Below are 26,489 nucleotides of genomic sequence, written 5' to 3'. Positions count from 1 at the left end.
TGACCGGTCTTACCAACGCTCGCGCCGGCGATCAAACCCTGATCAGCCGCACCCGCGTGCCCCAGGGATCGATCGCCTCCACCCCGTTCGCCAGCGCCGTGACTTTCGCACCGCCCTTGCGCAGGCGCTCGTCCTGCGCGGCAAGCAGGTCCGGCTTCTCCGTCACCAGCGAGAACCAGGCGAGCCCTGTTGCCTGATCGTCGCGCTGGCCGGCGCCCTGACTCTGCCAGACGTTCATGCCGAGGTGATGGTGGTAGCGGCCCGACGACAGGAACGCAGCACCGCTGCGGCTGCGGGTCGGGTCCAGGCCGATCGTGCCCTGGTAGAAATTCTGCGCCTGCGCGAGATCGCCGACCCGCAGATGCATGTGGCCGATGCGCAGACCGTCCGGCGCCTTGGCATAATCAGGCACGCGCGTATTGGTCAGCGACAGCAGGTCGGGAATGTTGAGCTCGTCGGACGCCATCTTCACGCTGCCCTCGCTCCACTGCCATTGGGCGGGATCGCGGTCGGCATAGACCTCGATGCCGTTGCCTTCGGGATCGTCGAGATAGACGGATTCGCTGACGAGATGATCGGCAAAGCCCGACAGCGGCACACGATGCGAGGCGGCTGCTACCAGCCAGCGCGCGAGGTCCTTGCGTGTCGGCATCAAGAACGCGGTATGGTAGAGGCCGGCGGCATTGCGCGGCTCGATCTCGGCATTAGGACGGGCCTCCAGCGCCAGCAGCGTGATACCGGCTGTGCCGAGCTTGGCGGCGCTCGCAGAGCGCTCCAAGACGGTAAGGCCGATCACGTCGCGATAGTAGTCGGCGACCTTGTCGAGATTTTTCACCCGGAGCGTCACCATACCGACCCGCATCGGCGTGCGGCTGGCGTAGGTCGGCCCGCCGCCCTGTGGTGCGCCCTCGGCGCGCGCCGCGCCCGCAGCCGCCATTGCAAGCGAGGTGGCGCCGGCGAGTTGAAGCAGGGTGCGGCGGGTCAGGTCGATGGTCATCGGTCAGCTCGCTGAAAGGTTTAGGGCCGTGCGGCGCAATTTCTCGATTGCTACACGTTGCCGTGAGCGGCTCCCAATCACATGTTCGTCGGCCGTGGTCTTACGGACCAGCTTCCCTGCCTATTTCCTGGCCATGCGGCCAGTTACGCGATCGCCCGCGACATCCCAGATTGAGGACAGCTTTACAGGAGCCTGCCATGACCGACTCAACTCGCCTGACTTCGCTGTCGTCCGCGCTCGCGGATATGGTGTCCCGCACCGCGCCCTCCGTCGTCTCCGTCCACTCGCATCGCTCCCGCGCCACCGGCTTCGTCTGGAAACCCGGCATGATCGTCACCGCCGACGAGGCGCTGGCCGATGAGGGGGACGTCGAGATCGGCCTCCCCGACGGCAGCACCGCAGCCGCCACGATCGCGGGCCGCGACCATACGACGGATATCGCACTGCTGCGCGTCGATAGCGCGATTGCCCCGGTCAAGCTGGCCACAATTGTGCCGCCTCTGGGCGCGTTGTCGGTCGTCGTCGCCACCAACCGTGATGCGCCGAGCGCCGCGCTCGGCATGGTGTCGCTGTCCGGCAAGAGCTGGCGGTCCTTGCGCGGCGGCGACATCGACGCGCGGATCGAGCTCGACGTCCGCTTGCGCTCCAGCCAGCAGGGCGGCCTCGCGCTCGATGCATCGGGCGACGCCTTCGGCATGGCCGTGCTCGGCCCCAGGCGTGTGCTGGTGATCCCGACGGCGACGATCGAGCGGGTCGCGGCACAGTTAGAGGCGCGCGGCCGGATTGCACGCGGGTATCTCGGCCTCGGGCTCCAGCCGGTCCGGCTCGACGACGGTGTCGGCGCGATGGTGATGAATGTAGACAAGGCCGGCCCTTCGGCCGCGGCCGGAATCCGCCAGGGCGACGTCATCGTCGCCGTCAACGACCAGAAGCTGTCCGGCGTACGTGCACTGTCGCGAACGCTGGGTCCGGCGAGTGTCGGCACGGTGGTCGATGTCGCGGCGCGCCGCGGAGGCGAGCCGGTCAGCTTCAAGGTCACGATCGGCGAGAGGCCGGCGGCGTGAGCGAGGACATCGCGCCCGAGATCGTTCTGGCCTTGGAGATCGACGATCCCGCGCTCGCCGATCGCCTGGCGGCTCTGCTCGGCAATATCGCCGGGCTTCGCCTCGCCGAACCCGGCGAGAAGGCCGCGGCGACGATTGTCAGCCGCGATCCGCGCATCATGCCTGAGGACATCGCGCTGACACAGCGCGAGCTCGATGTGCTGGCGTTGATGGCGGAAGGTGGTTCCAACAAGATGATCGCGCGCCAGCTCGGCATTTCCGTCCACACCGTGAAATTCCATGTCGGCTCGCTGCTCGACAAGCTCGATGCCACCGGCCGCACCGATGCAGTGGCACATGCGGCCCGCCGCGGCGTGATCGAACTCTAGAGCGGGAGCAGCGGGAAGCTGAGCTGAACCGTCAGGCCCGGCGCGTTGTCGTGCAGGGCAATCTCGGCGCCATGGAGGCCGGCGACCGCGGCGACCAGGCTTAAACCAAGGCCGTTACCCGGGGTGTAGCGGCTCTGTTCGAGCCGGTAGAACCGCTTGAACACGTGATCGCGCTGATCCGCCGGAATGCCCGGTCCATCGTCGGCGACTGCGATCGTCGCACCACGGTCGGTGCTGCGGCAGGTGACGGTCACCTGCCCGCCTTTGCAGCCGTGCTTGATCGCGTTGTCGACGAGATTGGCAAAGGCGTCGAACAGCAGGTCGCGGTCGCCCGTGATCGCCACCTCGCGATCGCCGCCCAGGCTGAGCCGGGTCGCGACCTGTTCGGCGGCGGCATCGTAGAGCTCGACGACCTCGCCGGCGATTTCGGCGAGATTGAGGGTGCGAAACGCGCTGCGGCGGGCTCGGGTCTCGATCTCGGAGATGCGGGTGATGGAGGCAAACATGCCGAGCACGGCGTCGAGATCGGCGATGGTGTCGCCGATCAGCGCCGCGTCGGCTTCGCCGTTGCGCGGGGCGTGATAGGCCTTCTCCAGCCGACCCCGCATGCGCGTCAGCGGCGTGCGCAAATCATGGGCGACGTTGTCGCTGACCTGCTTGACTTCGCCCATCAGCGTCTCGATGCGGTCGAGCATCTGGTTGAGGTTTTCAGCGACGCGGTCCCACTCGTCATGACTGCCGCGCAAGGGAATGCGCTGGTCGAGGCCGGACATCATGATAGCGCGGCTGGTGGCGTTGATCTCCTCGATTCGCCCGACCGTGCGGCGCGTCACCAGCACCGCGGCGAGCCCGGCGAGCACCAGCATCAGCACCGCGACAGCGACCATTGCGAGCTCGATCATCGCGGTGAAGCCGCCGTGGTCGCGGGCATCGCCGATACGACTCTGCACATAGGCGATCGTGCCGAAATAGACATAGGCCATGATCGCCGCGACGATCAGCCCAAACGCCGCGATCGCGATCAGCGCAAGGCGGAAGGTCGAGGAGCGGAGCGTTTTAGCCAGGAGCACGGAGACAATATCCGATGCCGCGGATGGTGTGGATCAGCGGATAGGCCTGGGCACCATCGACCTTGCGACAGACGCGACCGACATAGACGTCGATGATGTTGGTGGAGGGATCGAAGTGCAGATCCCAAACATGCTGGAGCAGCATCGCACGCGAGACGACGCGGCCCTCGTTGCGGACGAGATATTCGAGCAGCTGGAATTCCCGCGGCAACAGCGGAATCTTCCGGCCGCGGCGACTCGCGTTGCGTGCGATCAGGTCGATGGCGAGATCGCCGACCCGCAGGATCGTCTCCTTGGCGACGGTGTCACTGCGCCGGCCGAGTGCCTCCAGTCGCGCCAGCAACTCGGTGAAAGAGAATGGCTTGACGAGGTAATCGTCGCCGCCGGCGCGCAAGCCGCGCACGCGGTCGTCAACTTCGCCAAGTGCGGAGATGATCAGGAACGGTGCGGCGATGCCGTCGTCACGCAACTGGCGCATCACGCTGATGCCGTCGATGTCGGGCAGCATGCGGTCGATGGTGATCACGGCATAGTCGCGCGCGGCGCCGCGGCTGAGGGCTTCGCGCCCCGTGGCGGCGAGATCGACGTCGTAGCCGGAGGTCGTCAGCTCCTCGACGAGCTGGCCTGCGGTTTCCGCATCGTCCTCGACGACCAGAATGCGGCGGTGACCTCGGGTCATGACAAACTCCGCGCGACGATCGCCACCAGACTATCCCGTTCCGGGGCTGAGCGGAACCGCCCGATGACGATCGCGACAATGGTGCGGTACGGCGATGCTAGTACCAAGAGTCTCCGCACACATTGACCCATTGCCACCCATAGGGCGTCAAGCTCCTGCGCCAGCAGCCGTCATTGTAGCCGGCGTAGATGAAAGGTGCTCCGAAGAAGAAGCGGTGGTGGTGCCGGAAGAAGGCGTGGCGGCCGATGAAGGGCCTGCCGTGCCAGCCGGAGCCTGCGAAGCGCGGCCCGATCGCCGCATGTGCGAAGCGGGCGCCGCCGAAGCCCGGTCCGCCGACATGGGCGAAACGGGCGCCACCCATGCCGCCCACATGCATGCCGCCGAAGCCACCGGCGTGCATACCGCCACCGAAATGCCCACCCCCGCCGAAATGTCCGCCGCCGCCGAAGCCGCCATGTCCGCCACCACCGCCACCTCTGGCGAGCACCGGTGAAGCGAGCGCCATCACCGCTGCGATCGTCACCGCGGTGAGGCCTTTGAGAAGCCTGTTGTCCATCGAAGCATCCTCCGTGCTGCGCGGCGATACCTGCCGCGCGAGGAGGCTCAGATGAGAGGAAGGGACAGGCGCGTTCAACTTACAAACGCGCCAGATTCTGACGCGGGAGTCAGGGAGGCATCGCTCTCTCACTCCCTCGCCCCGTTCTTACGGGGAGAGGGTGGGGTGAGGGGCTGCATCCGCGAATTCGATTTTGAATTGGAGGGTGCAGCGCATGGGGACTCGGAGGGATCTTTGATCCGGTTCGCAGGTTGCTCTGCCCCTCACCCGGAATCCGCGCTTCGCGCGAATTCCGACCTCTCCCCGCACAAGAGCGGGGAGAGGTTAAGAGTCACGCCCGCTTGCCGCCGTTCTTCTCCGCCGCGCGGCGTAGCGCTTCCGCGAGCGCACCGCCGCCGCCGGAAGATTCCTGCTGGCGCGGGGCCGACGAAGTCATGCGGGACGGGTTGCGTGAGCTGTTGTCCCGCTGCATGCCGGGCGCTTCCTTCTTGGCGCCGACCTCGTCGTCGAGCCGCAGCGTCAGCGAGATGCGCTTGCGCGCGACCTCGAAGTCCAGCACCTTCACCTTGACGATGTCGCCGGGCTTCACCACCTCGCGCGGATCCTTGATGTAGGTCCTGGACATCGCCGAGATGTGCACGAGGCCGTCCTGGTGCACGCCGATGTCGACGAAGGCGCCGAACGCGGCGACGTTGGTAACGGTACCCTCGAGGATCATGCCCTTCTTGAGGTGCTTGATCTCCTCGACGCCGTCCATGAACACCGCGGCCTTGAACGCCGGCCGCGGGTCGCGGCCGGGCTTCTCGAGCTCGCGCAGGATGTCGGTGACGGTCGGCAGACCAAACGTCTCGTCCACGAAGTCTTTCGGCCTCAGCGTGCGAACGATGTCGCTGCTGCCGATCAACGCCTTGATGTCGCTCTTGGTGGCGCTGAGAATCCGGCGCACCACCGGATAGGCTTCCGGATGCACGCCGGAGGCGTCGAGCGGGTCCTCGCCGCCGAGGATGCGCAGGAAGCCGGCACACTGCTCGAACGCCTTGGGGCCGAGCCGCGGCACGTCCTTCAGCGCCTTGCGCGACTTGAACGGACCGTTGGCGTCGCGGTGTGCCACGATGCTGGAGGCAAGGCCGGAGCCGACGCCCGACACGCGCGCAAGCAGCGGAGCGGACGCCGTGTTGACGTCGACGCCAACGGCGTTCACGCAGTCTTCGACCACGGCGTCGAGCGATTTCGCGAGCTTGGCCTGGCCGAGGTCGTGCTGGTACTGGCCGACGCCGATCGCCTTGGGTTCGATCTTGACCAGCTCAGCGAGGGGATCCTGGAGCCGCCGCGCGATGGAGACGGCGCCGCGCAGGGTGACGTCGAGGCCCGGCAATTCCTCCGAGGCGAATGCCGAGGCCGAATAGACCGACGCGCCGGCTTCCGACACCACGATCTTGGTCATCTCCAAATCGGGCAGGCCCTTGACGAGGTCGGCCGCGAGCTTGTCGGTCTCGCGCGAGGCGGTGCCGTTACCGATCGCGATCAGCTCGACGCGGTGCTTCAGCGCGAGCTTGCCGAGGATCGCAAGCGCCTCGTTCCACTGCCGCTGCGGCTCGTGCGGATAGATCACGGCGGTATCCACCACCTTGCCGGTTGCGTCGGTGACGGCGACCTTGACGCCGGTGCGGAAGCCGGGATCGAGCCCCATGGTGACGCGGGTGCCGGCGGGCGCCGCGAGCAGCAGGTCGCGCAGATTCGAGGCGAACACGCGCACAGCCTCGGTCTCGGCCGCATTCCACAGCCGCATGCGCAGGTCGATGTTGAGATGCACCTGGATCTTGGTGCGCCAGGCCCAGCGCACGGTGTCTATCATCCAGCGGTCGCCGGCGCGCTTGAGGTCGGCGATGCCGAACCGCTTCATGATCTTCAGCTCATACACGCTCGGCACGCCCGGCGGCGATGCTTCGGTCTCGGCCTGGATCTGGAGATCGAGGATCTCTTCCTTCTCGCCGCGGAACATCGCGAGGATGCGGTGCGAGGGCAGCTTCGTCAGCCGCTCGGAGAACTCGAAATAGTCGGCAAACTTTTCGCCCTCGGTTTTCTTGCCGTCGCGCACCTTGGATGTCATGCGCGCATTGGTCCACACCTCCTCGCGAAGCGCACCGATCAGGTCGGCGTCTTCGTCGAAACGCTCGACCAGGATGGCGCGGGCACCGTCGAGTGCTGCAGCGGCATCGGCAACGCCCTTCTCGGCATTGACGAAGGCTTCGGCAACGACCTTCGGATCGTTGGTGGGCTCGGCCATGAGCTGATTGGCGAGCGGCTCGAGGCCGGCTTCCTTGGCGATCTCGGCCTTGGTGCGGCGCTTCGGCTTGAACGGCAGATAGATGTCTTCGAGGCGTGCCTTGCTGTCGGCGGCGAGAATGGAGGCTTCCAGCGCGGCATCGAGCTTGCCCTGATCGCGGACCGATTCGAGGATGGCCTTGCGGCGGTCTTCGAGCTCGCGCAGGTAACCCAGGCGCTCCTCGAGCGTGCGCAATTGCGCGTCGTCGAGCGCACCGGTCGCTTCCTTGCGGTAGCGGGCGATGAAGGGAACCGTGGCGCCGCCGTCGAGCAGCGCCACTGTCGCCTCGACCTGCTCCGCCCGAACCCCAAGCTCCTGCGCAATTTTCTGGTTGATATTTGCCACGCGAGAACCTCTCTAACCAAGCACGCATCGCGGAGGCGAACCACCGGCTGCGGGACGCCGCTTATGGACCAATCGGGGTTGATTCATCAAGGTGCGGCGGACGACCGTCGACAGGGGATTTTTTGCCGGAGCGATGCGATCTCGCCACAATCGTGGGAGCGACGCAGACGGCGCACATACTCCGTCGTCGTCCTGGCGAAAGCCAGGACATACCGCGTGATACATCGATTGTGGGCGGTAGGCGTACCGAACGACGAGCCTTCGCCAAACTCCCCTGGGGTAATGGGTCCTGGCTTTCGCCAGGACGACGGTGGAGATTGCCTCGACACCTTGACAGACACCCTCGTTCAGCGGCTGTTTTGTCCGTCGGGCTCCTGAACCCCATGTGAGGACTATCATGCGGACGACATCGGTCGGCGTCTTCAAGGTCGCCACCCACGGCCCCGGCGACGTCTCCGGATTGATCAGCATGATCGGCTCCGGCGCGATCGATCCGACATCCATCCTGGCCATCCTCGGCAAGACCGAAGGCAATGGCGGCGTCAACGACTTTACCCGGGAATATGCCGTTGCCGCGCTGTGCACGGCGCTGGCGCCGCAGCTCGGGCTCTCGCCGCAGGAGGTCGAGCAGCGCATCGCTTTCGTGATGTCCGGCGGCACCGAGGGCGTGCTGAGCCCGCACATCACCGTGTTCACGCGCCGCGACGTTCTGCAGCGCCCGGCAGGCACCGCCGGCAAGCGCCTGAGCATCGGCATGGCGCACACGCGGGATTTTCTCCCGGAAGAACTCGGCCGCTCCGCTCAGATCATGGAGACAGCCGACGCCGTGAAGGCCGCGACGGAGGATGCCGGCATCGCCGATCCCGCCGACGTCCACTTCGTGCAGATCAAGTGCCCGCTGCTCACCAGTGAGCGCGTTGCGGCAGCGAATGCGCGCGGCAACAAGACGGTGACGACCAGCGCCTACAGTTCGATGGCCTATTCCCGCGGCGCCTCCGCGCTCGGCGTTGCAGTCGCGCTCGGCGAGATCGCAACCGACATTCGCGGCGAGGACGTGCTGCGACGCTACGATCTGTTCTCGAACGTCGCCTCGACATCGTCCGGAATCGAGCTGATGCACAACGTGGTCATCGTGCTCGGCAACGCTATGTCCTCGACGAGCGAATTCGAGATCGGGCATGCCGTAATGAGCGATGCGATCGACGCCGCCGCGGTGCTTGCGGCGCTGGAGAGCGTTGGGCTCGGTGCCGCGCCGCAGACGACGACCGGCCGCGAGCTCGTCAACGTCTTCGCCAAGGCCGAGGCCTCGCCTGATGGCAGCGTGCGCGGCTTCCGACACACCATGCTGGAAGATACCGATATCAGCTCGACACGGCACGCCCGGGCTGCCGTCGGCGGCCTGATTGCCGGCCTCGCCGGCACCGGGGCGGTCTATGTCTCCGGCGGCGCCGAGCACCAGGGCCCCGCCGGCGGCGGCCCGGTCGCGGTGATCGCTAAGCTCTCGAATTGATGCGTACGCATGCAATGCGGGCTTACCTCTCCATCCGGCGCAACCCTGCCCTTCGCGCCGCTCAGTTGATTAAAGTGTTCCCGTGCGAAACTAAGGTGGCGCCGCATGAAGAGGGTTGGATCGCATGACTTTTCCGATGAGCTGGAACGAATGGGCGCAGCACGACGGCGTGGGGCTGGCCGCGCGCGTCCGCAAGGGCGAGCTCACGGCAAAGGAGTTGGCGCGCCAGGCCGCTGCAGGTGTTGCCAAGCTCAATCCGGCACTGTCGGGCGTGGTCGAGCTGTTCGATGATGTGATCGCCGATCCGGCCAAGGACGGCGCCAATCTCGCCGGCCCGTTCGCCGGCCTGCCCTTCCTGATGAAGGACCTCGGCCCGACCATGAAGGGCCGGCTCCAGGAGATGGGCTCGCTGTTGATGCGCGGCAATCGCGCCAGCGCCGACACGTTCCTGACCGGCAAATTCCGCCAGGCTGGACTGAACCTGATCGGACGCACCACGACGCCGGAATTCGGCGTCTGCAGCTCGGCCGACAATCCGGCCGTCTATGTCACGCGCAATCCCTGGGATACCGACTACACCACCTGCGGCTCGTCGGCCGGCAGCGCGGCAATGGTCGCGGCCGGCGTGCTGCCGATCGCACACGCAACCGACGGCGGCGGCTCGATCCGCATTCCCGCCGGCGTTAACGGCAATATCGGACTGAAAGTCTCGCGCGGCGTGTTCTCGCTCGCACCGCACATGTCCGATCTCACCGGGCTCGTCTCGATCCAGGGCTGCCAGTCGCGCTCGGTGCGCGACACCGCCGCCTTCGTCGATCATGCAAGGGGAGCGGCGCCCGGCGAGTTCATGCCGTTCTGGACCACGGCGCAGCCTTATTCCGAGATGATCAAGCGCGACCCTTCAAAGCTTCGCATCGCGCTGTCACACAGCTGGGGGGACTATACCGCGACGCCCGAGATCGCGGCCGAGCTGGCGAAGGCCGGCCGTTTCCTCGAAGGCCTCGGCCATCACGTCGACTACGCCCTGCCCGAGCTCGACTTCCGCGCCGCGTTCGAGGCGCAGACCACCTGCTATATCTCGAATTTTGCCGTGGTGATCTCCAACATGCTCGCCGCGCGCGGGCTGGAACGGCCCCCGGAAGACCTCATCGAGCCCATGAACATCCGGATCTGGGAAGCCGGCCGGCACACGAGCTTCGCCGAGCGGGCGAAAATGCAAGGCGTGTTCAACACGACCTCACGCGCCTTCGGCGCCTTCTTCGAGCAGTGGGACGTGATCCTGACCCCAATCACCGCGCTGCCGACGCCGAAGGTCGGCACCCGTGAATATCTCACCATCTCAGACAACCCCGACGTGCTCGACTGGTTCGGCAATCTCTGGCGCTTCTTCGCCTTCACACCGCTCGCCAATCTCTGCGGCATGCCCGCGATCTCGATGCCGATGGCGACGCAAGACCACGGCCTGCCGCTCGGCATCCAGGCGATTGCGAAACAGGCCAATGACGGCCTCCTGCTGCAACTCGCCGCCCAGATCGAGCGCGCGCTCGACGGCAAGTGGAACGACGGCAGGAAGCCGAAGGTGCATGTGAGCTGAGCGCGTTGATCGCATTAACTGCGATCCGCTAACGGCCTCAGTTCTTCACCGTCGGGATCTCCTCCGGCCGGGGCTGCTGCTGGCCCTGCTGGTACATCGCCAGCGCCTTTTCGAGCGCTTCGCGCAGCGCCAGCGCGGCGGCCACGCTGCAGCGCAGATGCGCGGTCTGAACGACGTCAACCCTGACGGCGGCGCCGACCGGCATCAGGAGGTTCGCGGCGAGTTCGATCTGAATGGCGCCGTTGTGGTGTCCGAAGCAGGATGCGCCGTCGAAATAGATGATTGGCGCCCGCTCCGAGCTCGAGGTCGAAATAATGACGGGCCCCTGGCTGGTGGCGGGCGTTTCGGGATCGGCCATGGGCACTCCTTGCGGCTAGTCGAACGAACGAGGCGCCCACCATCGTTGCTTCGGCCCGCCCTGTCGAGGCCAAACCGCCCCCGGCACGCCTGCCGCGGGACACGCATCCGCGGTTTTGCGCCGCGCCCGCCACTGGTCTAGAACGTCCTCATGTCCAGCTCACCGACCACACTTTCGTTCGAGGACCTCGCCGAGGCGATCAAGGGCCGCCGCTCCGATTACGGCCAGATCAGCGGGCTCCAGCTCGACCGCTTCGCACCTCGCGAGGCCTGGTCCAGCCTGCCCTACCGGCCCGTCTTCGTCGGCGACACCGAGACCGGCGTCCTGCATGGCGGGGTCGTCACCGCGATGCTGGACGAAAGCTGCGGCATGGCGGTGCAACTTGCGCTGGACGGCACGAGCGCAATCGCAACGCTCGATCTGCGCATCGACTATCAGAAGCCGGCAACGCCCGGTCTCGACATCAAGGCGCATTCGGTCTGCTACCGCACCACGCGTTCGATCGCCTTCGTGCGCTCCACCGCCTATCAGGAGTCCGAGGACGATCCGGTCGCGACCGCGACCGCCTGCTTCATGATCGGCGCCAACCGCACCAACATGCTTGCGGACCGCAGGACGGATTCGCCCGGCATTCCGTCGCTGGAGGCGCCGGACGATCCGGAAGGCCCGTTCGCCAACAGCCCGTTCGCGCGCTGCCTGGGCATTCGCGTCAATGACGACGACACACTGACGATGCCGTTCTCACCAAAGATCATCGGCAACCCGATCCTGCCCGCCATTCATGGCGGCATGACCGGCGCCTTCCTCGAGACCACCGCGATCTTCGGAGTGGCGCGCGAGCTCGGCGCGGCCGGATTGCCCAAGCCGATCGGACTCACCGTCAACTATCTGCGCTCGGGCCGCGCGCTCGACACCATCGCCAACGTCTCGATTGTGAAGCAGGGCCGGCGCATCGTCGCCTTCGAGGCGCGGGCCTGGCAGGACGATGCGAACAAGCCGATCGCCACGGCCTTCGGCCATTTCATGCTGCGGCCGACGCCCGGAAACGACGAGGAATAGGCGCATTTTCCCTTGACGGCCAAGGTCTGGGCCACAACGATAGCGCGTTCCCGCGAGAGGTATTGGGTTGCGGCATCCGCTCGACATCATCGCCATGTTCGCCGCGCTCTGGCTGCTGGTGGCGATGGTGCTCGACGCGCTGACGCCGAAGGAGCTGACGACGGTGATGATCGGCATCGCCATCGGACCCGCCGTCGTCATCACCGCCGTGTTCTACTATCTGCGCTGCCCGCGCACCGATTTCGCGGTGATGTTCGCCGCGGTCTGGCTGATCTCCGACATCGGCATTGCGTTCATCTCACCGGCGCAGCTGCCGCATTTCCTGATTGCGCTCGGCTTCGTGCCGGCGCTGCTGATCGGCATCGTGCTGCATTGGCAACGCTTCCAGCGCCGCCATGAGCGGCTGCCGGTGCCGTCGGTCAAGCGGGGTTAGCGCGGCAGCAGATTGGTCTTGGCGAGATCGACGACCTCGTCGCCGCGGCCGTTCATCACGGCTCGCAAGACCCAGAGGCTGAATCCCTTGATCTGTTCGGGCGTGATGGTCGGCGGCATCGACAGCTCCTGCTTCGCGGTGACGACGTCGAGCAGCGCCGGTCCGTTGTGAGCCAGCATCTCCTTCATCGCACCTGAAAGCTCGCCGGGATCCTCGACGCGCCTTGCGAAGATACCCATCGCGCGCGCCATCGCCGCGAAGTCCGGATTCTCCAGATCGACATTGGTGTCGACGAAGCCGGCCGCCTTCATTTCCAGTGCGACGAAGCCGAGCACGCCGTTGTTGAAGATGACCACCTTCACCGGCAGCTTCATCTGCGTCAGCGTGATCAGATCGCCCATCAGCATGGTGAATCCGCCGTCGCCCGAAAGCGAGATCACCTGCCGGCCGGGCCGCGCGGCCTGCGCGCCGATCGCCTGCGGCATGGCGTTGGCCATCGAGCCGTGCACGAACGAGCCGATCAGCCGGCGGCGACCGTTCATGTCGAGATAGCGCGCGGCCCACACCGTGGGTGTGCCGACGTCGGCGGTGAACACGGCATCCTCTGAGGCGTGGTCGCTGATGACCTTGGCCAGGTATTGCGGATGGATTGGTTTGGTGCCCGGCGTGCCCTTTGCGAGTGAGTCCAGGCCCTCGCGCGCCTTCTTATAGTGCGCGATCGCATCGTCGAGGTGCCTGCGCTGCGTCTTGGATTTCAGAAGCGGCAGCAGCGCCTCAAGGGTGAGCTTGACGTCGCCGACGAGGCCGAGATCGATCTTGCAGCGGCGCCCGAGATTTTCCGGACGGATGTCGACCTGCGCGATCTTCGCATCGGTCGGGAAGAACTGCTTGTAGGGAAAATCCGTGCCGAGCATCACCAGCGCGTCGCAGGCGTGCATGGCGGCATAGCCGGAGGAGAAGCCGATGAAGCCGGTCATGCCGACGTCGTACGGATTGTCGTATTCGACATGCTCCTTGCCGCCCAGCGCATGCACGATCGGGCTCTTCAAGGTTTCCGCAAGCTGCATCAGCGGCGCATGCGCGCCGGCGCAGCCGCGACCGCAGAACAGGGTAATGCGCTCGGCGCCGTTGAGGAGGTCCGCAAGCGCCTTCAGTTCATCGGCTTGCGGCACGATTTTCGGCGCGGACAGCGCAAGGCCACGCGCCGTCGACAGCGCACGCTTGGGTGGCGAGCGGAACGCGACGTCGCCCGGCATGGCGACGACCGCAACACCGCGCATGCCCACCGCCGCACGGATGGCGTTTTCCAGCACGTAAGGCAGCTGACTCGGATCCGAGACCAGCTCGCAATAATGGCTGCACTCGCGGAACAGGTTTTGCGGATGCGTCTCCTGGAAATAGCCGCTGCCGATCTCGGCGGTCGGGATTTGCGCCGCGATCGCCAGCACGGGCACGCGGCTGCGGTGTGCGTCAAACAGGCCGTTGATCAGATGCAGATTGCCCGGACCACACGAGCCCGCGCACACCGCAAGGCTGCCCGTCATCTCCGCTTCCCCGGCAGCGGCGAAGGCCGCAACCTCCTCGTGCCGGACATGGATCCACTCGATCGTGCCGCGCCGTCGCAGCGCTTCGGTCAATGCATTCAGGCTGTCGCCGACGATGCCGTAGATGCGCTTGACACCGGCCTGTTCGAGCGTTGCCACGAACAGATCGGCCACGTTGTTGATCGCCATGTCGGTCTCCTGATCTCGCTGGTCCAGCAAGATAGGATAACGCGCGGGTGTGACCGCATCACGGCTTGTTTATTGCGGGCTCAGTCTTTCGCAATCGCCCGATCGTAGGCCGCGATCGTCAATTTTGCGCGAGCGGCAACGTCCGTTGCCGTCATGCCAGGCTTGTAGAGGCTGGAGCCGAGCCCGAACACGGTGACGCCGCCCTTGATGTACTCCGCAAAGTTCTGGTCGGAGACGCCGCCGACGGCGGCAATCATCACGCCGGCAGGCAGCACGGCACGGATCGCGGCAATGCCGGACGCACCGAGCACGCTTGCCGGAAAGAATTTCAGGCCCGATGCGCCGGAGCGCGCGGCAAGCAGCGCCTCGGTCGGCGAAAACACGCCCGGCAACGTCACCATGGCGTATTGATGCGCACGCGTGAGCACCTGTGTATCGACATTCGGCGACACCATCAGCTTGCCGCCGACATCGTTGAGACGATCGACATCTGCGGTGGTCAGCACCGTGCCGGCGCCGATCAGCACGTCCGCCGGCGCCTGTTTCACGGCTGTCGCGATGGAGCGGAACGGGTCCGGCGAGTTCAGCGGGATCTCGATTGCGGTCATGCCGGCTTCGATCAGCACGCCGACGATGGCCTGCGTCTCCTCGGGCTTCACGCCGCGCAGGATCGCGACCAGTGGCCGCTTCATCGCCGGAAAGGGAACGCTCATCTCAACAGTCCTCTCATTTCGTCCAGATCGCGGCAGCCGCCATCGACAGACCGCGGCGGACGGCTTCATCGGCATCGACCGGGTTCACAGTGACCGACAGTGTGTCGAAAGCCAGCCGGTACAGCATTGCGAGCCGCCCCGAGGCAATCAGCGTGATTCCTGCTTTCGGCATCGCGCCGGACAGCCCTGCCGCCAGCTCGACGCCGATCAACGTTCCCGACAGCGTTTCGCGCGCCGCGGCCGGTGTGCCCCCGAACAAAAGCTGCCGCGACCGCGCGCCGAACAGAAAATTGGCGGCGAAGGCCGGCGCTTCATACGCGGCTTTCACCGCCGCCTGGAAACTCGCGACATCCTCGGCGTCCTCGGCGCCTGCGACCGCAAGCGACAAAATCGTCTCGCGCGACACGGCGCTGAAGAGCTCGCCGGTCATGAAGGTGGAGAAATGCGCAACCGTGCCGTCCTTCAGGCGCACCCATTTCGAATGCGTGCCGGGCATGCAGACCAGCGCTTCGCCGGCGGCATCGAGCCCGAGGGCGCCGAGCAATTGCGTCTCCTCGCCGCGCATCACGTCGGGCGCTTTTGCATCGCGCTGCGCAATACCCGGCAGGATGCGTATATCGCGCGTCTCGCCCGGCACCCGCGCAGCCTGCTTCAGAACGGCCGCGAGCGGCGCCGGTGTATCGACATATCCGGCTTCGACCCAGCCCGTCTTGGCGCCGGCCATGCCGCAGACCAGAACCGGCAGATGAGCTGGTGCTTCGACGGCGGCAAGATGCGATTGCAGCACGGCCGCGAAGCCGGTCTTTGCCGCCGCCAGCATGCCCTCATCGCTGCGCCGTTCGGCCAGCACCACGCCGGTACGATCGATCAACCAGAGCCGGAAGCTGCTGGTGCCCCAGTCCACCGCGACGTAAGCGGGTTCGGTCATCTCGGTTCTCGTCCTCGTCTCACCGGCAAGACGCCGTCTCGCGACAATGAGACAACGCCCCGCAAATCTGCCCCGGGATATCGGCTATTGCTGCCGCAAACCAGCCATTTCTCGCAGGTCTGAGGCGCCGCTCGCGCAGGCACACCGCTCTCGAAGAGGTGGCACACCGCTTGCTAAAGTGTTCCCGCTCACGTCCGTGAACCGCGCAACAAGACGCGTCAACATCAGATGAGGAAACCCATGGAGATCGGTTATTTCACGATGCCTTCGCACCCGCCGGAGTGCGGCCTGAAGGAAGGGAACGACTGGGACCTGCAAGTCATGCGCTGGCTCGACGAGCTCGGCTATCAGGAGGCCTGGGTCGGCGAGCACCATACCGCGCCCTGGGAACCCAATCCCACGCCGGATCTGCTGATCGCACAGGCCCTGATGCAGACCAAGAACATCCGCATCGGGCCGGGCGGCTTCCTGCTGCCCTATCACCACCCCGCCGAGCTCGCCAATCGCGTCGCGATGCTCGATCATCTCTCCGGAGGGCGGCTCAATTTCGGCGTCGCGGCCAGCGGCCTGCCGAGCGACTGGGCCATGTTCAACGTCGATGGGATGAGCGGACAGAACCGCGACATGACGCGCGAGGCGCTGGAGATCATTCTGAAGATGTGGAGCGATCCCGCGCCCTGGACCTACAAGGGCAAGTTCTGGACGGTGACCAAGCCGGACACGATGTTCGACTTCCTCAAGCCCCACATCAAGCCGTTGCAAACGCCGCATCCGCCAATCGGCGTCGCCGGTCTCTCGAAGAACTCGGACACGCTGAAGCTCGCCGGCGAGCGCGGCTTCATCCCGATGAGCCTCAACCTGAACCCGGCCTATGTCGGCAGTCACTGGGATTCGGTCGTAGCAGGTGCCGCCAAGACCGGGCGCAAGCCGGACCGCGCGGATTGGCGGCTGGTGCGCGAGGTGTTCGTCGCCGATACCGACGAGGAAGCGTGGAGGCTCTCGACCGGCGACATGATGGGCCGGATGATGGGCGAGTACTTCCTGCCGCTGCTCGGCCATTTCGGCTTCAAGGACTATTTGAAGCACGCGCCCGACGTGCCCGATAGCGACGTCACCGTCGAATATTGCGCCAAGCGGAACTGGATCGTCGGCTCGCCCGCGACCGTCGCCGAGAAGATCGAGAAGATCTACGAGGAGGTCGGCGGCTTCGGCGTGCTGCTGGTGTTCGGCTTCGACTACAAGCACAAGGCTGAAGCCTGGCATCACTCGCTGTCGCTGCTCAGGAACGAGGTGATGCCGCGCCTGAAGCATCTCGGCTCCGCGAAGAAGGCGGCTTGACCCGACGCGGGTGCGGCGCGATCGTGCCGCACCCGTTCTTTCTGGAGACCATCGCGTGAGCGTGGACGCAAAGGATTTCAAGCAGGCGATGCGCCAGTGTGCCGGCGCCGTCGCGCTGGTCACTGTGGGGGCCGAGCACGGCAAGCGCACGGGGTTGACGGTGACCTCGGCCTGCTCACTGTCGGACTCACCGCCATCCCTGATCGTCTGCGTCAACCGCAACGCCAGCGCGCACGCGCGTATCCGCGAAGAAGGCGCGTTCGCGATCAACTTCCTGCACGAGGACCACGCGGCGCTGGCGCTGACCTTCAGCGGCCAGAAGGGCGTCAATGGCGACGACCGTTTTGCGTTCGGGGAGTGGACGCGCGGGGTGACCGGCGCGCCGGTGCTGAGCGATGCGGTCGCGGCGTTCGATTGCGTGCTGGCCCAGGAATTCGAGACGACGACGCATTCGATCTTCATCGGCGAGGTGCGCGGCGCATCGCATTCCGACGGCGCGGCGCCGCTCGTGTATCTGCGCAGCAGCTTCCACGCCCCTCGCGAAATCCGCGGCACCGTGACGGTCGGCGACCTCGACTCGCGGCATCTGAGCTGGAGTGATTTTTCGTAGAGAGCGACGCCGAGCGAGCTGCCGTTCCCTTCTCCCCTTGCGGGAGAAGGTGGCGCGAAGCGCCTGATGAGGGGTATCTCTCCGCATACACAAATGGCTGAGGTGAATGCGGAGACAGACCCCTCACCCGTCTCGCCACTACGCTGCGAGCCACCCTCTCCCGCAAGGGGAGAGGGGAAGAACGCTCGCCGCATGCAGCTGAGTCCTACTGCGCCGTCTCGATCTTCAACTGCTTGAGCTTGCGATACAGTGTGGCGCGGCTCAGCTTCAACGCGCGCGCCGCTTCAGTCACACGACCACCGTGCTTGCGTAGTGCCTCCACGATCGTGGCGCGCTCCGCCGCCGCGAGGTCCGCTTCCACCGCCCTTCCACCAAACGGCGGCAGATCGAGATCGGCATCGGTAATCACGCCGTCCTCCGCCGTGCAGCCGGCGAGCCGCAGCACATGCCGGAGCTGGCGCATGTTGCCGGGATAGGGATAGGCCGCGAGCTGCACCCAAGCCTCGTCCGAGAGCGAGCAGTTCGGCGCTTCCTCGCGCGCGATCTGGCGGATGACGTCGTCGCGGTCGGCGCGCTCGCGCAAGGCCGGCAGCCGCACCTCCATGCCGCGCAGACGGAAATACAGGTCGGTGCGGAAGGCGCCCTCCTCGGCCATGCGGCCGAGATCGCGATGGGTGGCGCTGATCAGGCGAATGTCGACCGGCACGGGCTTCAGCGCGCCGAGCGGCCAGACTTCGCGGTTCTCCAGCACACGCAGCAGTCGCGTCTGCAGCGCGATCGGCATGTCGCCAATCTCGTCGAGGAACAGCGTCCCGCCGTCTGCTTGCACGATCAGGCCCTTCGAGCCGTCGCGGCGCGCGCCGGTGAAAGCGCCGGCCTCGTAACCGAACAGCTCGGCATCGATCAGGCTTTCCGGCATCGCCGCGCAGTTCAGCGCGACATAGTTGTGACGCGCGCGATTGCCGGCTGCGTGAATGGCACGAGCGAACACATCCTTGCCGACGCCGGTCTCGCCATGCAGCAGCACCGGCAGATTGTGATCGCCGATGCTTCTAAGTCGCTTCACGCTCCTGATCAGACCAGGGTCGCGGCCGGCGAGCCGCTGCAGCGCGTCGAAGCGATCGACCGGGGCATCGCGGCGCGGCGCGAGCGGACGGGTCGAGGCCCTCGCCCGCAGCGGCGGCGCGACATGGCCATGCCCCAACGGAGTGCCATCGGCCCGGCGCAGCTCGACGAGATCGTCTGCGTCGCGCGCGGCGGGATGGTCGAACTTGACGTACCGCGACAGATCGATGCCGGATGCGATCAGACCGTCGGTGAGACCCAGCAGTGCGCGCGCCGAACGGCAGGCGCCGACGATGCGGCGATCGTCGTCATAGGCGAGCAGGCCGCTGCCGCCGTCGCCTGGTACGGTCGCGATCCAGGCGTTGCGGAAATGCCCGCGGAAGATCGCACCCTCCATGCGCCGCGTCGCCTCGATCGTCACCGCGAGCGCGAGCTGATGCGCGGTGCGTTCGAGGTCCTCGCGGCACGAGGTGATGTTCACGGCGCCTGCAAGCCTTCCGGCCTCGTCGAACAGCGGGGTCACGGCGCAGGAGAACATGTGCCACTGCGCGCGAAAATGCTCGTCGCGATGCACCAGGATCGGCTTTTGCTCGGCAAGTGCCGTGCCGAGCCCATTGGTGCCTTCGAAGGACTCGGAAAAATTTGAGCCGGTGAAGATCTTCCAGTCCATGAATAGTCTTGCGTCGGCTTCGCCGGGCAGGCGGCTGAACAGCATGGTTGCGTTCACGTCCGCCAGATTGACGCAATAGCCGGCATCGCGCAGCACACGGGCGAGATCGTCGAGCTCCGGAGTTACGAGCCGGATCGTCTTCTCCATGGGTTCGGCGACGTGACGGATCTCGGCTTCGGTGAGCGTCTGCGGCGGTCCCTGACGGGCGGGATCGAGCTTGTGGCCGACCAGGCAGCGCCGCCAGGAATTGGCAATGCGCGAAGAGGCATCGACGTCGGCCAAGCGGTTTGTAACCTGATTGGCGACGGACAAGACACGGGCGACATGGTTCGAGGCCGAAAGGCTGGCCATCGCGGACGTCTCCACCCTGTATTATTGTGCAAAGTCTGGCACCGCAGGCGGGGATGTCAATCGGGAACCGGGAACGCGGCGAAGCGCAATCGGAATTGCTGCACCGCCCTCACCACGTGTCGATGCACGGTCGCTTCTTCCCGGTTCGCGCCGGCAGCTTCGGCACCGAGCGCAGGCCTGCCATGATCCACCGCCGCGTCTCAGCGGGGTCGATGACGTTGTCGATCTCGAACACGGAGGCGATCGAGACAGCCTTGCCGTTGGCATAGAGCTCGGCGACCTTGTTGCGATAATAAGTCTCGCGCTCGACGGGGTCGGCGATCGCCTCCATTTCCTTGCGGAAGCCGAGCCGGACGTAACCCTCCAGGCCCATGCCGCCGAACTCGCCGGTCGGCCAGGACGCGGTGAAGAATGAGGCGTGGAAGCCGCCGCCGATCATCGACTGTGCCCCAAGCCCATAGCCCTTGCGCAGGACGATGCCGAACAGCGGCACGGTCAGGCTCGCGCCTGTCACGAACATGCGCGAGACGTGGCGCACGATCGCGGTCTTCTCGGCTTCCGGGCCGACCATGAAGCCGGGCGTGTCGCACAGCGAGACGATGGGCAGATCGAAGGCGTCGCAGAGCTGGAGGAAGCGCGCGGCCTTGTCGCCGGCATCTGCGTCGATCGCGCCGCCGAGATGGCGCGGATTGTTGGCGACCAGGCCGAACGGCTTGCCCTCGATGCGGATCAAGGCGGTGATCATGCCGACACCGAAGTCGCGGCGCAGCTCCAGCACGGAATCCTTGTCGGCGACGAGCTCGATCACGCTGCGGATGTCGTAGACGCGCAGACGGTTCTCGGGGATCGCGCGGCGCAGCAGGCGCTGGTCGGCGGCCTGCCACTCCGTCACCGCCCCCTGGAAATAAGACAGATACTTTTGCGCAACACGCGTCGCCTCCTCTTCGTCCTCGACGAGGATGTCGATGACACCATTCGGCGACTGGAACGTAACAGGGCCGACCTCGGCCGGGTGATAGACGCCGAGCCCGCCGCCCTCGATCATCGCGGGGCCGCCCATACCGATCGAGGCGTTTTTGGTCGCGATGATGACATCGCAGCAGCCGAGCATCGCGGCATTGCCGGCGAAGCAATAGCCGGAGACTACGCCGATAACCGGCACGAGACCCGAGAGTCTCGCGAACTGCACGAAGGACGGACCATCGAGCCCGGTCATACCGAGCCGGTCGGTATCGCCGGGCCGGCCGCCGCCGCCTTCGGCATAGAACACCAGCGGCACGCGCCAGTCTTCCGCGAGCGTCAGCATGCGGTCGATCTTCTTGTGGTTCATGTGGCCCTGCGTGCCCGCGAGCACGGTGTAGTCGTAGGCCACGACGATGCAGCGCCCGCCCTCGGGACCGAACTTCTCGGCGTTGACGGTCGCGACGCCCATGACGAGGCCGTCGGCCGGCGTGTTCTTGACGAGATCGTCGAGCTTGCGCCGGCGCCGCTGCGCCGCGATCGCAAGGCTGCCATACTCCATGAACGAGCCGTCGTCGACGAGCTGCGCGACGTTCTCGCGCGCGGTGCGCTGATTGGTGTTGCGGCGGCGCTCGACCGAGGCAGGGCGATTTTCGTCGCGCGTGTTGGCCTGGCGCGCGATCAGTTCGGCGAGATCGGGACGGATATGGTCGAGATCGATATCGGCTTCCGTTGCCGACGCATCCGCCGCAACCTCGAGCGGCTCCAGATACATGATCGGCTCGCCATGCATCAGCGTGACGCCGTCGCCGGCCACGAGCTTCATGACGCGACCACCCTGCTCGGCCATGACCAGATGCTCCATCTTCATGGATTCGATCACGGCGAGCTGCTGGCCCGGGCGCACGATCTCGCCCTCCTTCACCTGAATGGTGACAATGGTCCCCTGCAAGGGTGCTGCGACCATCACCGTGCCTTCGGGCGCGATCTGTGCCGTATGCGCCTCGGTGCCGGGACCGCCGCTTCGCTCCGTCGCCGCAAAATAGAGTGGTTTGGCCGCGCCATCCGCGGCTTCGACGAGCTTGCCGATGTTGCGATCGATGAAGTCTGTCGCAATGCGGTTACCCCTGAAATCGGGATGCGCCAGCACGGCCTGGAGGAAGGCGATGTTGGTGATGACGCCGTCGATCCGAAACTCGCGCAAGGCGCGCGAGGCCTTGGCGACGACGTCGTGCCAGGCTTCGCCAGGCGTATGCACGATGACCTTTGCCAGCAGCGAGTCGAAAGCGGCGCTGGTCTTGTAGCCGGCATAACCGAAACTGTCGACGCGGACGCCGGGGCCTGACGGCGGCTCGAACACGGCAAGCACACCGCCGGTCGGATGCGTCGCCCCTAGCTCGTCCAGCGTCTCCATGTTGACGCGGAGCTGCATGGCATAGCCGCGCGGTTTCGGGATCGAGCCTTGCGCCAGGCCAAGTGAGGCAAGCGAGGCGCCGGCAGCGACCGCGAGCTGGGCGCGGACGAGATCGATGCCCAGCACCTCTTCCGTCACGGTGTGCTCGACCTGAAGCCGCGGGTTGGCCTCGATGAAGGCAAAACTGTCTTCGGCCGCGCCGTCGACCAGGAACTCGAACGTGCCGAGATTGTCGTAGGACGCCGCAGCCGCAAGCTGCTTCGCCGCCTCGATGATACGGCTACGCAAGCCGTCGCTGAGCGACGGGCTCGGCGCCACCTCGATCAGCTTCTGGTGCCGGCGCTGAATGGTGCATTCGCGTTCCCAGAGGTGGGAGTTCGCACCGTGACGGTCACCTATGATCTGCACCTCGATATGGCGCGCCTGCCGGATCAACCGCTCGGCATAGACGCCGTCGAAGCCGAACGCGGCCTTGGCTTCGGACTGGCAGCGCGCGTAGGCCTCCGCGAGATCGGCAGCGCGCTCGACCACGCGCATTCCGCGCCCGCCGCCGCCGGCCATCGCCTTGATCACGATCGCCGCGTTGCTGCCGAGCGAGATGAAGAACGCCGTGATATCCTCAAGGCTCGACGGCCCGCTGGTGCCAGCAATGATCGGCACGCCACAGCGTTTTGCCAGTTGCCGTGCTGCGACCTTATCGCCAAACAATTCGAGCGCGGCCGGTGTCGGTCCGACGAAAGTTATGCCTGCATCCCCGCAGATTCGGGCGGACGCGGCGTTCTCGCTGAGAAAGCCGTAGCCGGGATGCACGGCATCGCAGCTGGCGGCTTTCGCCGCTCTCACCACCGCGTCGATGTCGAGATAGGCCCGCGCGCCGCGGCCGGGAATTTCGACCGCCTCGTCGGCAACCCGCACATGCAGCGACAGCGCATCGTCCGCGGGATGGATCGCGACCGTCGCGATGCCGGAATCGGCTGCGGCGCGCGCGATGCGGATGGCGATCTCGCCGCGATTGGCGATCAGGAGCTTCTTGAACGACATGCAGCGTCTCCATGCCCGCGTGCCCAAGCGCGGGTCGACAGGTCCGATGGTTCTGCTTCGTCACTTTAATCGAGGCCGTCAAGGGCAAGAACGCCGGTCGCGACGACCGTTCCCGCGGGCCGGAATTTCAGTCGGTCGCTTGCGCCGTGATGAGGCGAATAATCCGCGCCACGGCAGACGGGATCGGGGCGATGATTGGCACGGTGAACATCGGCTTAAGCTCGCGCGCAGCTTCGCCCAACGGCCCGCCGCCGATGATGACGGCCTCCGCGCCATCCTGCGCGATGCAGGCCTCGACTGCGACCGCGAGAGCCGCGCGCAGCCGCGCCGGATCGGCCATCAGGTCTTGCGGATCGCCCTTGGTGAAGCGGGCGCCGGTGTAATGCGATCGCAAACCCAGCGCTTCCGGCAGAGCGTCGATCTTCGCTTCCAACAGCGGTGTCGTGGTCGCCACGCCGAAGCGGCGGCCGTTCTCGGCGGCTTCCAGCATCGAGGACTCGCCGATGCCGACCGCGGGCAGTTTCATCGCGGCCTTGATCCCCGCCAATCCGGGATCGCCGAACGCCGCGACGATGATACCGTCGCATGCATGCCGGTTCGACTGCGCGATCTCGAGAACTTCGGTGGAAGCTGCATCCAGCGCATCCGGCGTCACGATCATTTGCGGCGCGCGCGTTGCGGTCGCGCCGTCGACGTCGAAGCCGTCCACGGCGGCCGACTTCGCGATGGCGACCATCATCGCTGTGGTCGCCACGGAACTGTTCGGATTGATCAGGAGAACGCGCGCGCGACGATCGGAATTTGGGCCCATCCCCTGCTATACTAGGCCGCTCGCACCCCCGCAACGAAAGCGCTGACCTCGTTTTCCAGCGATTGCAGCTTCTGCGACAGCCGGCCGCTCGATTGCAGCACGAGGCCGGCGGCCTGGCCGGTCTCCGCCGTGGCATCAGTGACGCCCGAGATGTTCTGCGAGACCTGGTCGGTGCCGGAGGCGGCCTCCCTTACGCTGTGGGCGATCGCCGCGGTCGCGGCGCCCTGCTCCTCGACGGCTGCGGCGATCGACGAGGAAATCTCGTTGACCTCCATGATGGTCTTGCGAATGCTGTCGATGTTGCCGACCACCTGGTTGGTCTCGGCCTGGATCGCGGTGATCTGCGCGCCGATCTCGTCGGTCGCCTTCGCGGTCTGGCTTGCCAGCGACTTCACTTCGCTTGCCACCACGGCAAAGCCCTTGCCAGCCTCGCCGGCGCGCGCCGCCTCGATGGTGGCGTTGAGCGCGAGCAGATTGGTCTGCGAGGCGATCTGGTTGATGAGGTCGATGACCTCGCCGATCTTGTGCGCGGCGGCGGCAAGTCCCTGCACCGTGTCGTTGGTGCGCTGACCGTCGGCGGCGGCCTTGTCGGCCACGCTTGCAGCCTGCGCGACGCGCTGGCTGATCTCGGCGATCGAGGACGACAGCTGCCCGGCGGCGGAGGCCACCGTCTGCACGTTGCTCGAAGCCTGCTGGCAGGCGGTGGCGACGAAGCTCGCACGGTCGGTCGCCTTGTTCGCGGTCTCGGACATGCCCTGCGCGGCCTGCTGCATCGCGCGCGCCTCGTTGAAGACGTCGCGGACGACGGCCTGAACGTTGGCCTCGAACTTGCCGGCGAGGTCGGTCATCGTCTTGCGCTTCTCCTCGTCGGCCTTCTGCTTCGTCTCCTGCTGTTCGGCGTGCATCCGGCCGACCGCCGACGCATTGTCCTTGAACACGGCGAGCGCCTTGGCGAGCCCGCCGATCTCGTCGCGACGATCGGTATGGGGCACATCGAACGCGCTGTCGCCGGCGGCGAGGCGCTCGGTGAGCGCAGTGATCTTCGCCAGCGGCCGGGTCACGCTGCGGCCGATCACGAAGGAGGCGCCGAGCACGAGCACGAACACGACCAGGCACACCAGGGCGAAGGTCATCGCATTCTGGCGGAAGACGGCGTCAACATCGTCGAGATAGATCCCGGTTCCGATGATCCAGCCCCAGGGCGCAAAGCCCTTCACATAGGAGATTTTCCCGACCGGCTGGTCGAAGCCGGGCTTCGGCCAGAGGTAGCTGTAGAAGCCGGCGCCCTGCTTCTTGACGACGTCAACGAAGCCGACGAACAGCGCGTTGCCGGATGGATCCTTCATCCCGGCGAGATCCTTGCCGTCGAGTTCGGGCTTGATCGGATGCATGACCATCTTGGGGGTCATGTCGTTGAGCCAGAAATACTCGACCTTGTCGTAGCGCAGGCTCTTGATTTCCGCGATCGCGCCGGCCTGGGCCTGCTCGCGCGGCAGCTTTCCTTCGCTCTCGAGCTTCTGGTAGTGCGCCAGGATGCCGTAGCCGACGTCGACCATGTGCTGCGTCTTGGCCTCACGGTCTGCGATCATCTGCGCGCGCAGGGTCGAAAGCGCGATCGGCGCCAGCGCGATCATGCCAAGGAGGCTGATGCCGACAATCAGGACCAGCTTGAAACTGATGCGGGAGAAAAACATCGGTGCTCGCAAGATTTGGAAGGGCTGATATGCCAGTTTATCCCGCGCCCCTTAGCAAAGCTTTAAGCATTCGGGCTCCCGCAAAAACCCGCAAAACTCCGTAGAATCCTACCGGCACGCCGCAGACGGCCTTGCAGGCTCACGAGGCCGGCTGCATCCGAGATGCGATCTCTTCAAAACTAGAAGACCTCGATATCGCTCCTCCGAGCGTTGACTTGCAGGGGGCTCTGACGGAACGATCGACGCAGATCATCGGCGCCAGCCGGGGCGTGGGCGCAGCCGGAGGCCAGAGGCTCAATGCATCAATCGACATCGACAGGATCCCTCGACCTACCGTCGTTGAACGCGGCGGAGCGGCTCTTCATTTGGGGATTTCGGGCCAAGGCACGCAGCGGAAGCGCCGTTCCGACCGCGGCCGACATCCAGCAAGTGTACGACCATTTTCACGTGGGCGATGCCGTGCCTTCGCTGGAGTCCATTATCGAGATCTTTGCCTGCACGGCGCATACGGCCATCGCGGTGCACTGCCCGACCTGCCCGCGCATGTCCGACAGCGAGCACGGCATGTTGCGGGCGATCGCCGCCGCGCAGAAAGAGCGCGACGATATCGCGCGCGAACAGTTCGAATGCTGGCTGCCGCCTGTCGGCGCCGATTGGGCTCTCGCACCCGTGCGGGGGCTTGCAACGATCTTCCGCATGGCCGGTCTCATCCTGCCCGACCGACAGGTTCCGTCGTTCGAGCATGACCGGACGATGGCGATGAAGAGCTGGCTGGTCGGTAGCCCGACGTTGCACTGACGAG

Annotated in this window: 22 protein-coding genes; 9 read left to right on the top strand and 13 right to left on the bottom strand. The window is 65.9% G+C overall.

The genetic code is table 11. The features are described 5' to 3' along the window. Window positions 1-31: 31 nt before the first annotated feature. Entirely contained in the window at window positions 32-997 is a 966-nt protein-coding gene (locus ABIC03_RS24670) for a VOC family protein (RefSeq protein ID WP_354061776.1), read from the bottom strand. Window positions 998-1,194: 197 nt separating this feature from the next. On the opposite strand from ABIC03_RS24670, the gene ABIC03_RS24665 reads away from it, so the two are divergent. Continuing rightward, the gene (locus tag ABIC03_RS24665) at window positions 1,195-2,061 is read left to right on the top strand and encodes a S1C family serine protease (RefSeq protein WP_354061775.1); all 867 of its coding nucleotides are present in this window, start codon (window positions 1,195-1,197) and stop codon (window positions 2,059-2,061) included. Continuing rightward, entirely contained in the window at window positions 2,058-2,429 is a 372-nt protein-coding gene (locus ABIC03_RS24660) for a response regulator transcription factor (protein WP_354061773.1), read from the top strand. The genes ABIC03_RS24665 and ABIC03_RS24660 overlap by 4 nt, the downstream gene beginning before the upstream one ends. Here ABIC03_RS24660 and ABIC03_RS24655 read toward each other — a convergent pair. From ABIC03_RS24655 to ABIC03_RS24640, 4 genes are all read right to left on the bottom strand, one after another. Then, entirely contained in the window at window positions 2,426-3,499 is a 1,074-nt protein-coding gene (locus ABIC03_RS24655) for a sensor histidine kinase (RefSeq protein ID WP_354061771.1), read from the bottom strand. The two genes, ABIC03_RS24660 and ABIC03_RS24655, sit on opposite strands and share 4 nt — an antisense overlap. Then, a complete protein-coding gene (locus tag ABIC03_RS24650; protein WP_354061769.1) occupies window positions 3,486-4,178 on the bottom strand; it encodes a response regulator transcription factor in 693 nt (230 codons plus the stop codon). Before ABIC03_RS24650 ends, ABIC03_RS24655 begins: the two co-directional genes overlap by 14 nt. Window positions 4,179-4,275: 97 nt before the next feature. Then, window positions 4,276-4,734 carry a hypothetical protein gene (locus tag ABIC03_RS24645; protein ID WP_354061767.1) on the bottom strand — a complete coding sequence of 153 codons (459 nt, stop codon included), beginning with the start codon at window positions 4,732-4,734 and terminating at the stop codon, window positions 4,276-4,278. Between the two features lie 331 nt (window positions 4,735-5,065). Beyond that, on the bottom strand, window positions 5,066-7,405 hold the full coding sequence (locus tag ABIC03_RS24640; protein ID WP_354061765.1) for a Tex family protein: 2,340 nt from the start codon (window positions 7,403-7,405) through the stop codon (window positions 5,066-5,068). 397 nt (window positions 7,406-7,802) lie between these two features. Between ABIC03_RS24640 and atzD the strand changes: the two genes are divergently transcribed. Then, window positions 7,803-8,915 (top strand): cyanuric acid amidohydrolase, encoded by a 1,113-nt coding sequence (atzD, locus tag ABIC03_RS24635; protein WP_275173610.1) that lies wholly within the window; start codon window positions 7,803-7,805, stop codon window positions 8,913-8,915. 124 nt (window positions 8,916-9,039) lie between these two features. Next, window positions 9,040-10,509: an amidase gene (locus ABIC03_RS24630; RefSeq protein ID WP_354061763.1), complete on the top strand. Its 1,470-nt coding sequence runs from the start codon at window positions 9,040-9,042 to the stop codon at window positions 10,507-10,509. A gap of 37 nt (window positions 10,510-10,546) precedes the next feature. On the opposite strand, the gene ABIC03_RS24625 is transcribed toward ABIC03_RS24630, so the two are convergent. Continuing rightward, window positions 10,547-10,867: a hypothetical protein gene (locus tag ABIC03_RS24625; protein ID WP_354061762.1), complete on the bottom strand. Its 321-nt coding sequence runs from the start codon at window positions 10,865-10,867 to the stop codon at window positions 10,547-10,549. Window positions 10,868-11,017: 150 nt separating this feature from the next. Here ABIC03_RS24625 and ABIC03_RS24620 point away from each other — a divergent pair, with 150 nt between their 5' ends. Together ABIC03_RS24620 and ABIC03_RS24615 are read left to right on the top strand one after the other, a co-directional pair. Then, a complete protein-coding gene (locus ABIC03_RS24620) occupies window positions 11,018-11,926 on the top strand; it encodes a PaaI family thioesterase (RefSeq protein WP_354061760.1) in 909 nt (302 codons plus the stop codon). Between the two features lie 67 nt (window positions 11,927-11,993). Further along, window positions 11,994-12,359 (top strand): hypothetical protein, encoded by a 366-nt coding sequence (locus ABIC03_RS24615; protein ID WP_354061758.1) that lies wholly within the window; start codon window positions 11,994-11,996, stop codon window positions 12,357-12,359. Here ABIC03_RS24615 and poxB read toward each other — a convergent pair. The 3 genes from poxB to ABIC03_RS24600 all read right to left on the bottom strand — a co-directional run bounded on the left by poxB (window position 12,356) and on the right by ABIC03_RS24600 (window position 15,733). Next, on the bottom strand, window positions 12,356-14,092 hold the full coding sequence (gene poxB / locus ABIC03_RS24610) for a ubiquinone-dependent pyruvate dehydrogenase (protein ID WP_354061756.1): 1,737 nt from the start codon (window positions 14,090-14,092) through the stop codon (window positions 12,356-12,358). The genes ABIC03_RS24615 and poxB overlap by 4 nt on opposite strands. 80 nt (window positions 14,093-14,172) lie before the next feature. Continuing rightward, window positions 14,173-14,805: a 2-dehydro-3-deoxy-6-phosphogalactonate aldolase gene (locus ABIC03_RS24605; RefSeq protein WP_354061754.1), complete on the bottom strand. Its 633-nt coding sequence runs from the start codon at window positions 14,803-14,805 to the stop codon at window positions 14,173-14,175. Window positions 14,806-14,818: 13 nt separating this feature from the next. After that, window positions 14,819-15,733: a 2-dehydro-3-deoxygalactonokinase gene (locus ABIC03_RS24600; protein ID WP_354061752.1), complete on the bottom strand. Its 915-nt coding sequence runs from the start codon at window positions 15,731-15,733 to the stop codon at window positions 14,819-14,821. Window positions 15,734-15,973: 240 nt separating this feature from the next. Between ABIC03_RS24600 and ABIC03_RS24595 the strand changes: the two genes are divergently transcribed. Both ABIC03_RS24595 and ABIC03_RS24590 read left to right on the top strand, forming a co-directional pair. Next, entirely contained in the window at window positions 15,974-17,071 is a 1,098-nt protein-coding gene (locus ABIC03_RS24595) for an LLM class flavin-dependent oxidoreductase (protein ID WP_275173603.1), read from the top strand. 55 nt (window positions 17,072-17,126) lie between these two features. Continuing rightward, window positions 17,127-17,681, top strand: a complete 555-nt coding sequence (locus ABIC03_RS24590) for a flavin reductase family protein (protein WP_354061750.1) — start codon at window positions 17,127-17,129, stop codon at window positions 17,679-17,681. A gap of 205 nt (window positions 17,682-17,886) precedes the next feature. On the opposite strand, the gene ABIC03_RS24585 is transcribed toward ABIC03_RS24590, so the two are convergent. From ABIC03_RS24585 to ABIC03_RS24570, 4 genes are all read right to left on the bottom strand, one after another. Beyond that, on the bottom strand, window positions 17,887-19,767 hold the full coding sequence (locus tag ABIC03_RS24585; protein WP_354061748.1) for a sigma-54-dependent Fis family transcriptional regulator: 1,881 nt from the start codon (window positions 19,765-19,767) through the stop codon (window positions 17,887-17,889). 109 nt (window positions 19,768-19,876) lie between these two features. Beyond that, on the bottom strand, window positions 19,877-23,182 hold the full coding sequence (locus ABIC03_RS24580; protein WP_354061746.1) for an acetyl-CoA carboxylase family protein: 3,306 nt from the start codon (window positions 23,180-23,182) through the stop codon (window positions 19,877-19,879). A 127-nt stretch (window positions 23,183-23,309) separates the two neighbouring features. Next, window positions 23,310-23,993 (bottom strand): aspartate/glutamate racemase family protein, encoded by a 684-nt coding sequence (locus ABIC03_RS24575; protein WP_354061744.1) that lies wholly within the window; start codon window positions 23,991-23,993, stop codon window positions 23,310-23,312. 11 nt (window positions 23,994-24,004) lie between these two features. Next, window positions 24,005-25,687, bottom strand: a complete 1,683-nt coding sequence (locus ABIC03_RS24570; protein ID WP_354061742.1) for a methyl-accepting chemotaxis protein — start codon at window positions 25,685-25,687, stop codon at window positions 24,005-24,007. A 339-nt stretch (window positions 25,688-26,026) separates the two neighbouring features. Between ABIC03_RS24570 and ABIC03_RS24565 the strand changes: the two genes are divergently transcribed. After that, window positions 26,027-26,485: a hypothetical protein gene (locus ABIC03_RS24565; protein ID WP_354061740.1), complete on the top strand. Its 459-nt coding sequence runs from the start codon at window positions 26,027-26,029 to the stop codon at window positions 26,483-26,485. The last annotated feature ends 4 nt before the right edge of the window (window positions 26,486-26,489 follow it).

Origin of the sequence: Bradyrhizobium sp. RT6a, from assembly GCF_040547675.1 — a bacterium.
Lineage (GTDB): Bacteria > Pseudomonadota > Alphaproteobacteria > Rhizobiales > Xanthobacteraceae > Bradyrhizobium.
Note: the sequence above shows the minus strand (reverse complement) of the source record. Positions and strands in the feature narration are given on the sequence as shown.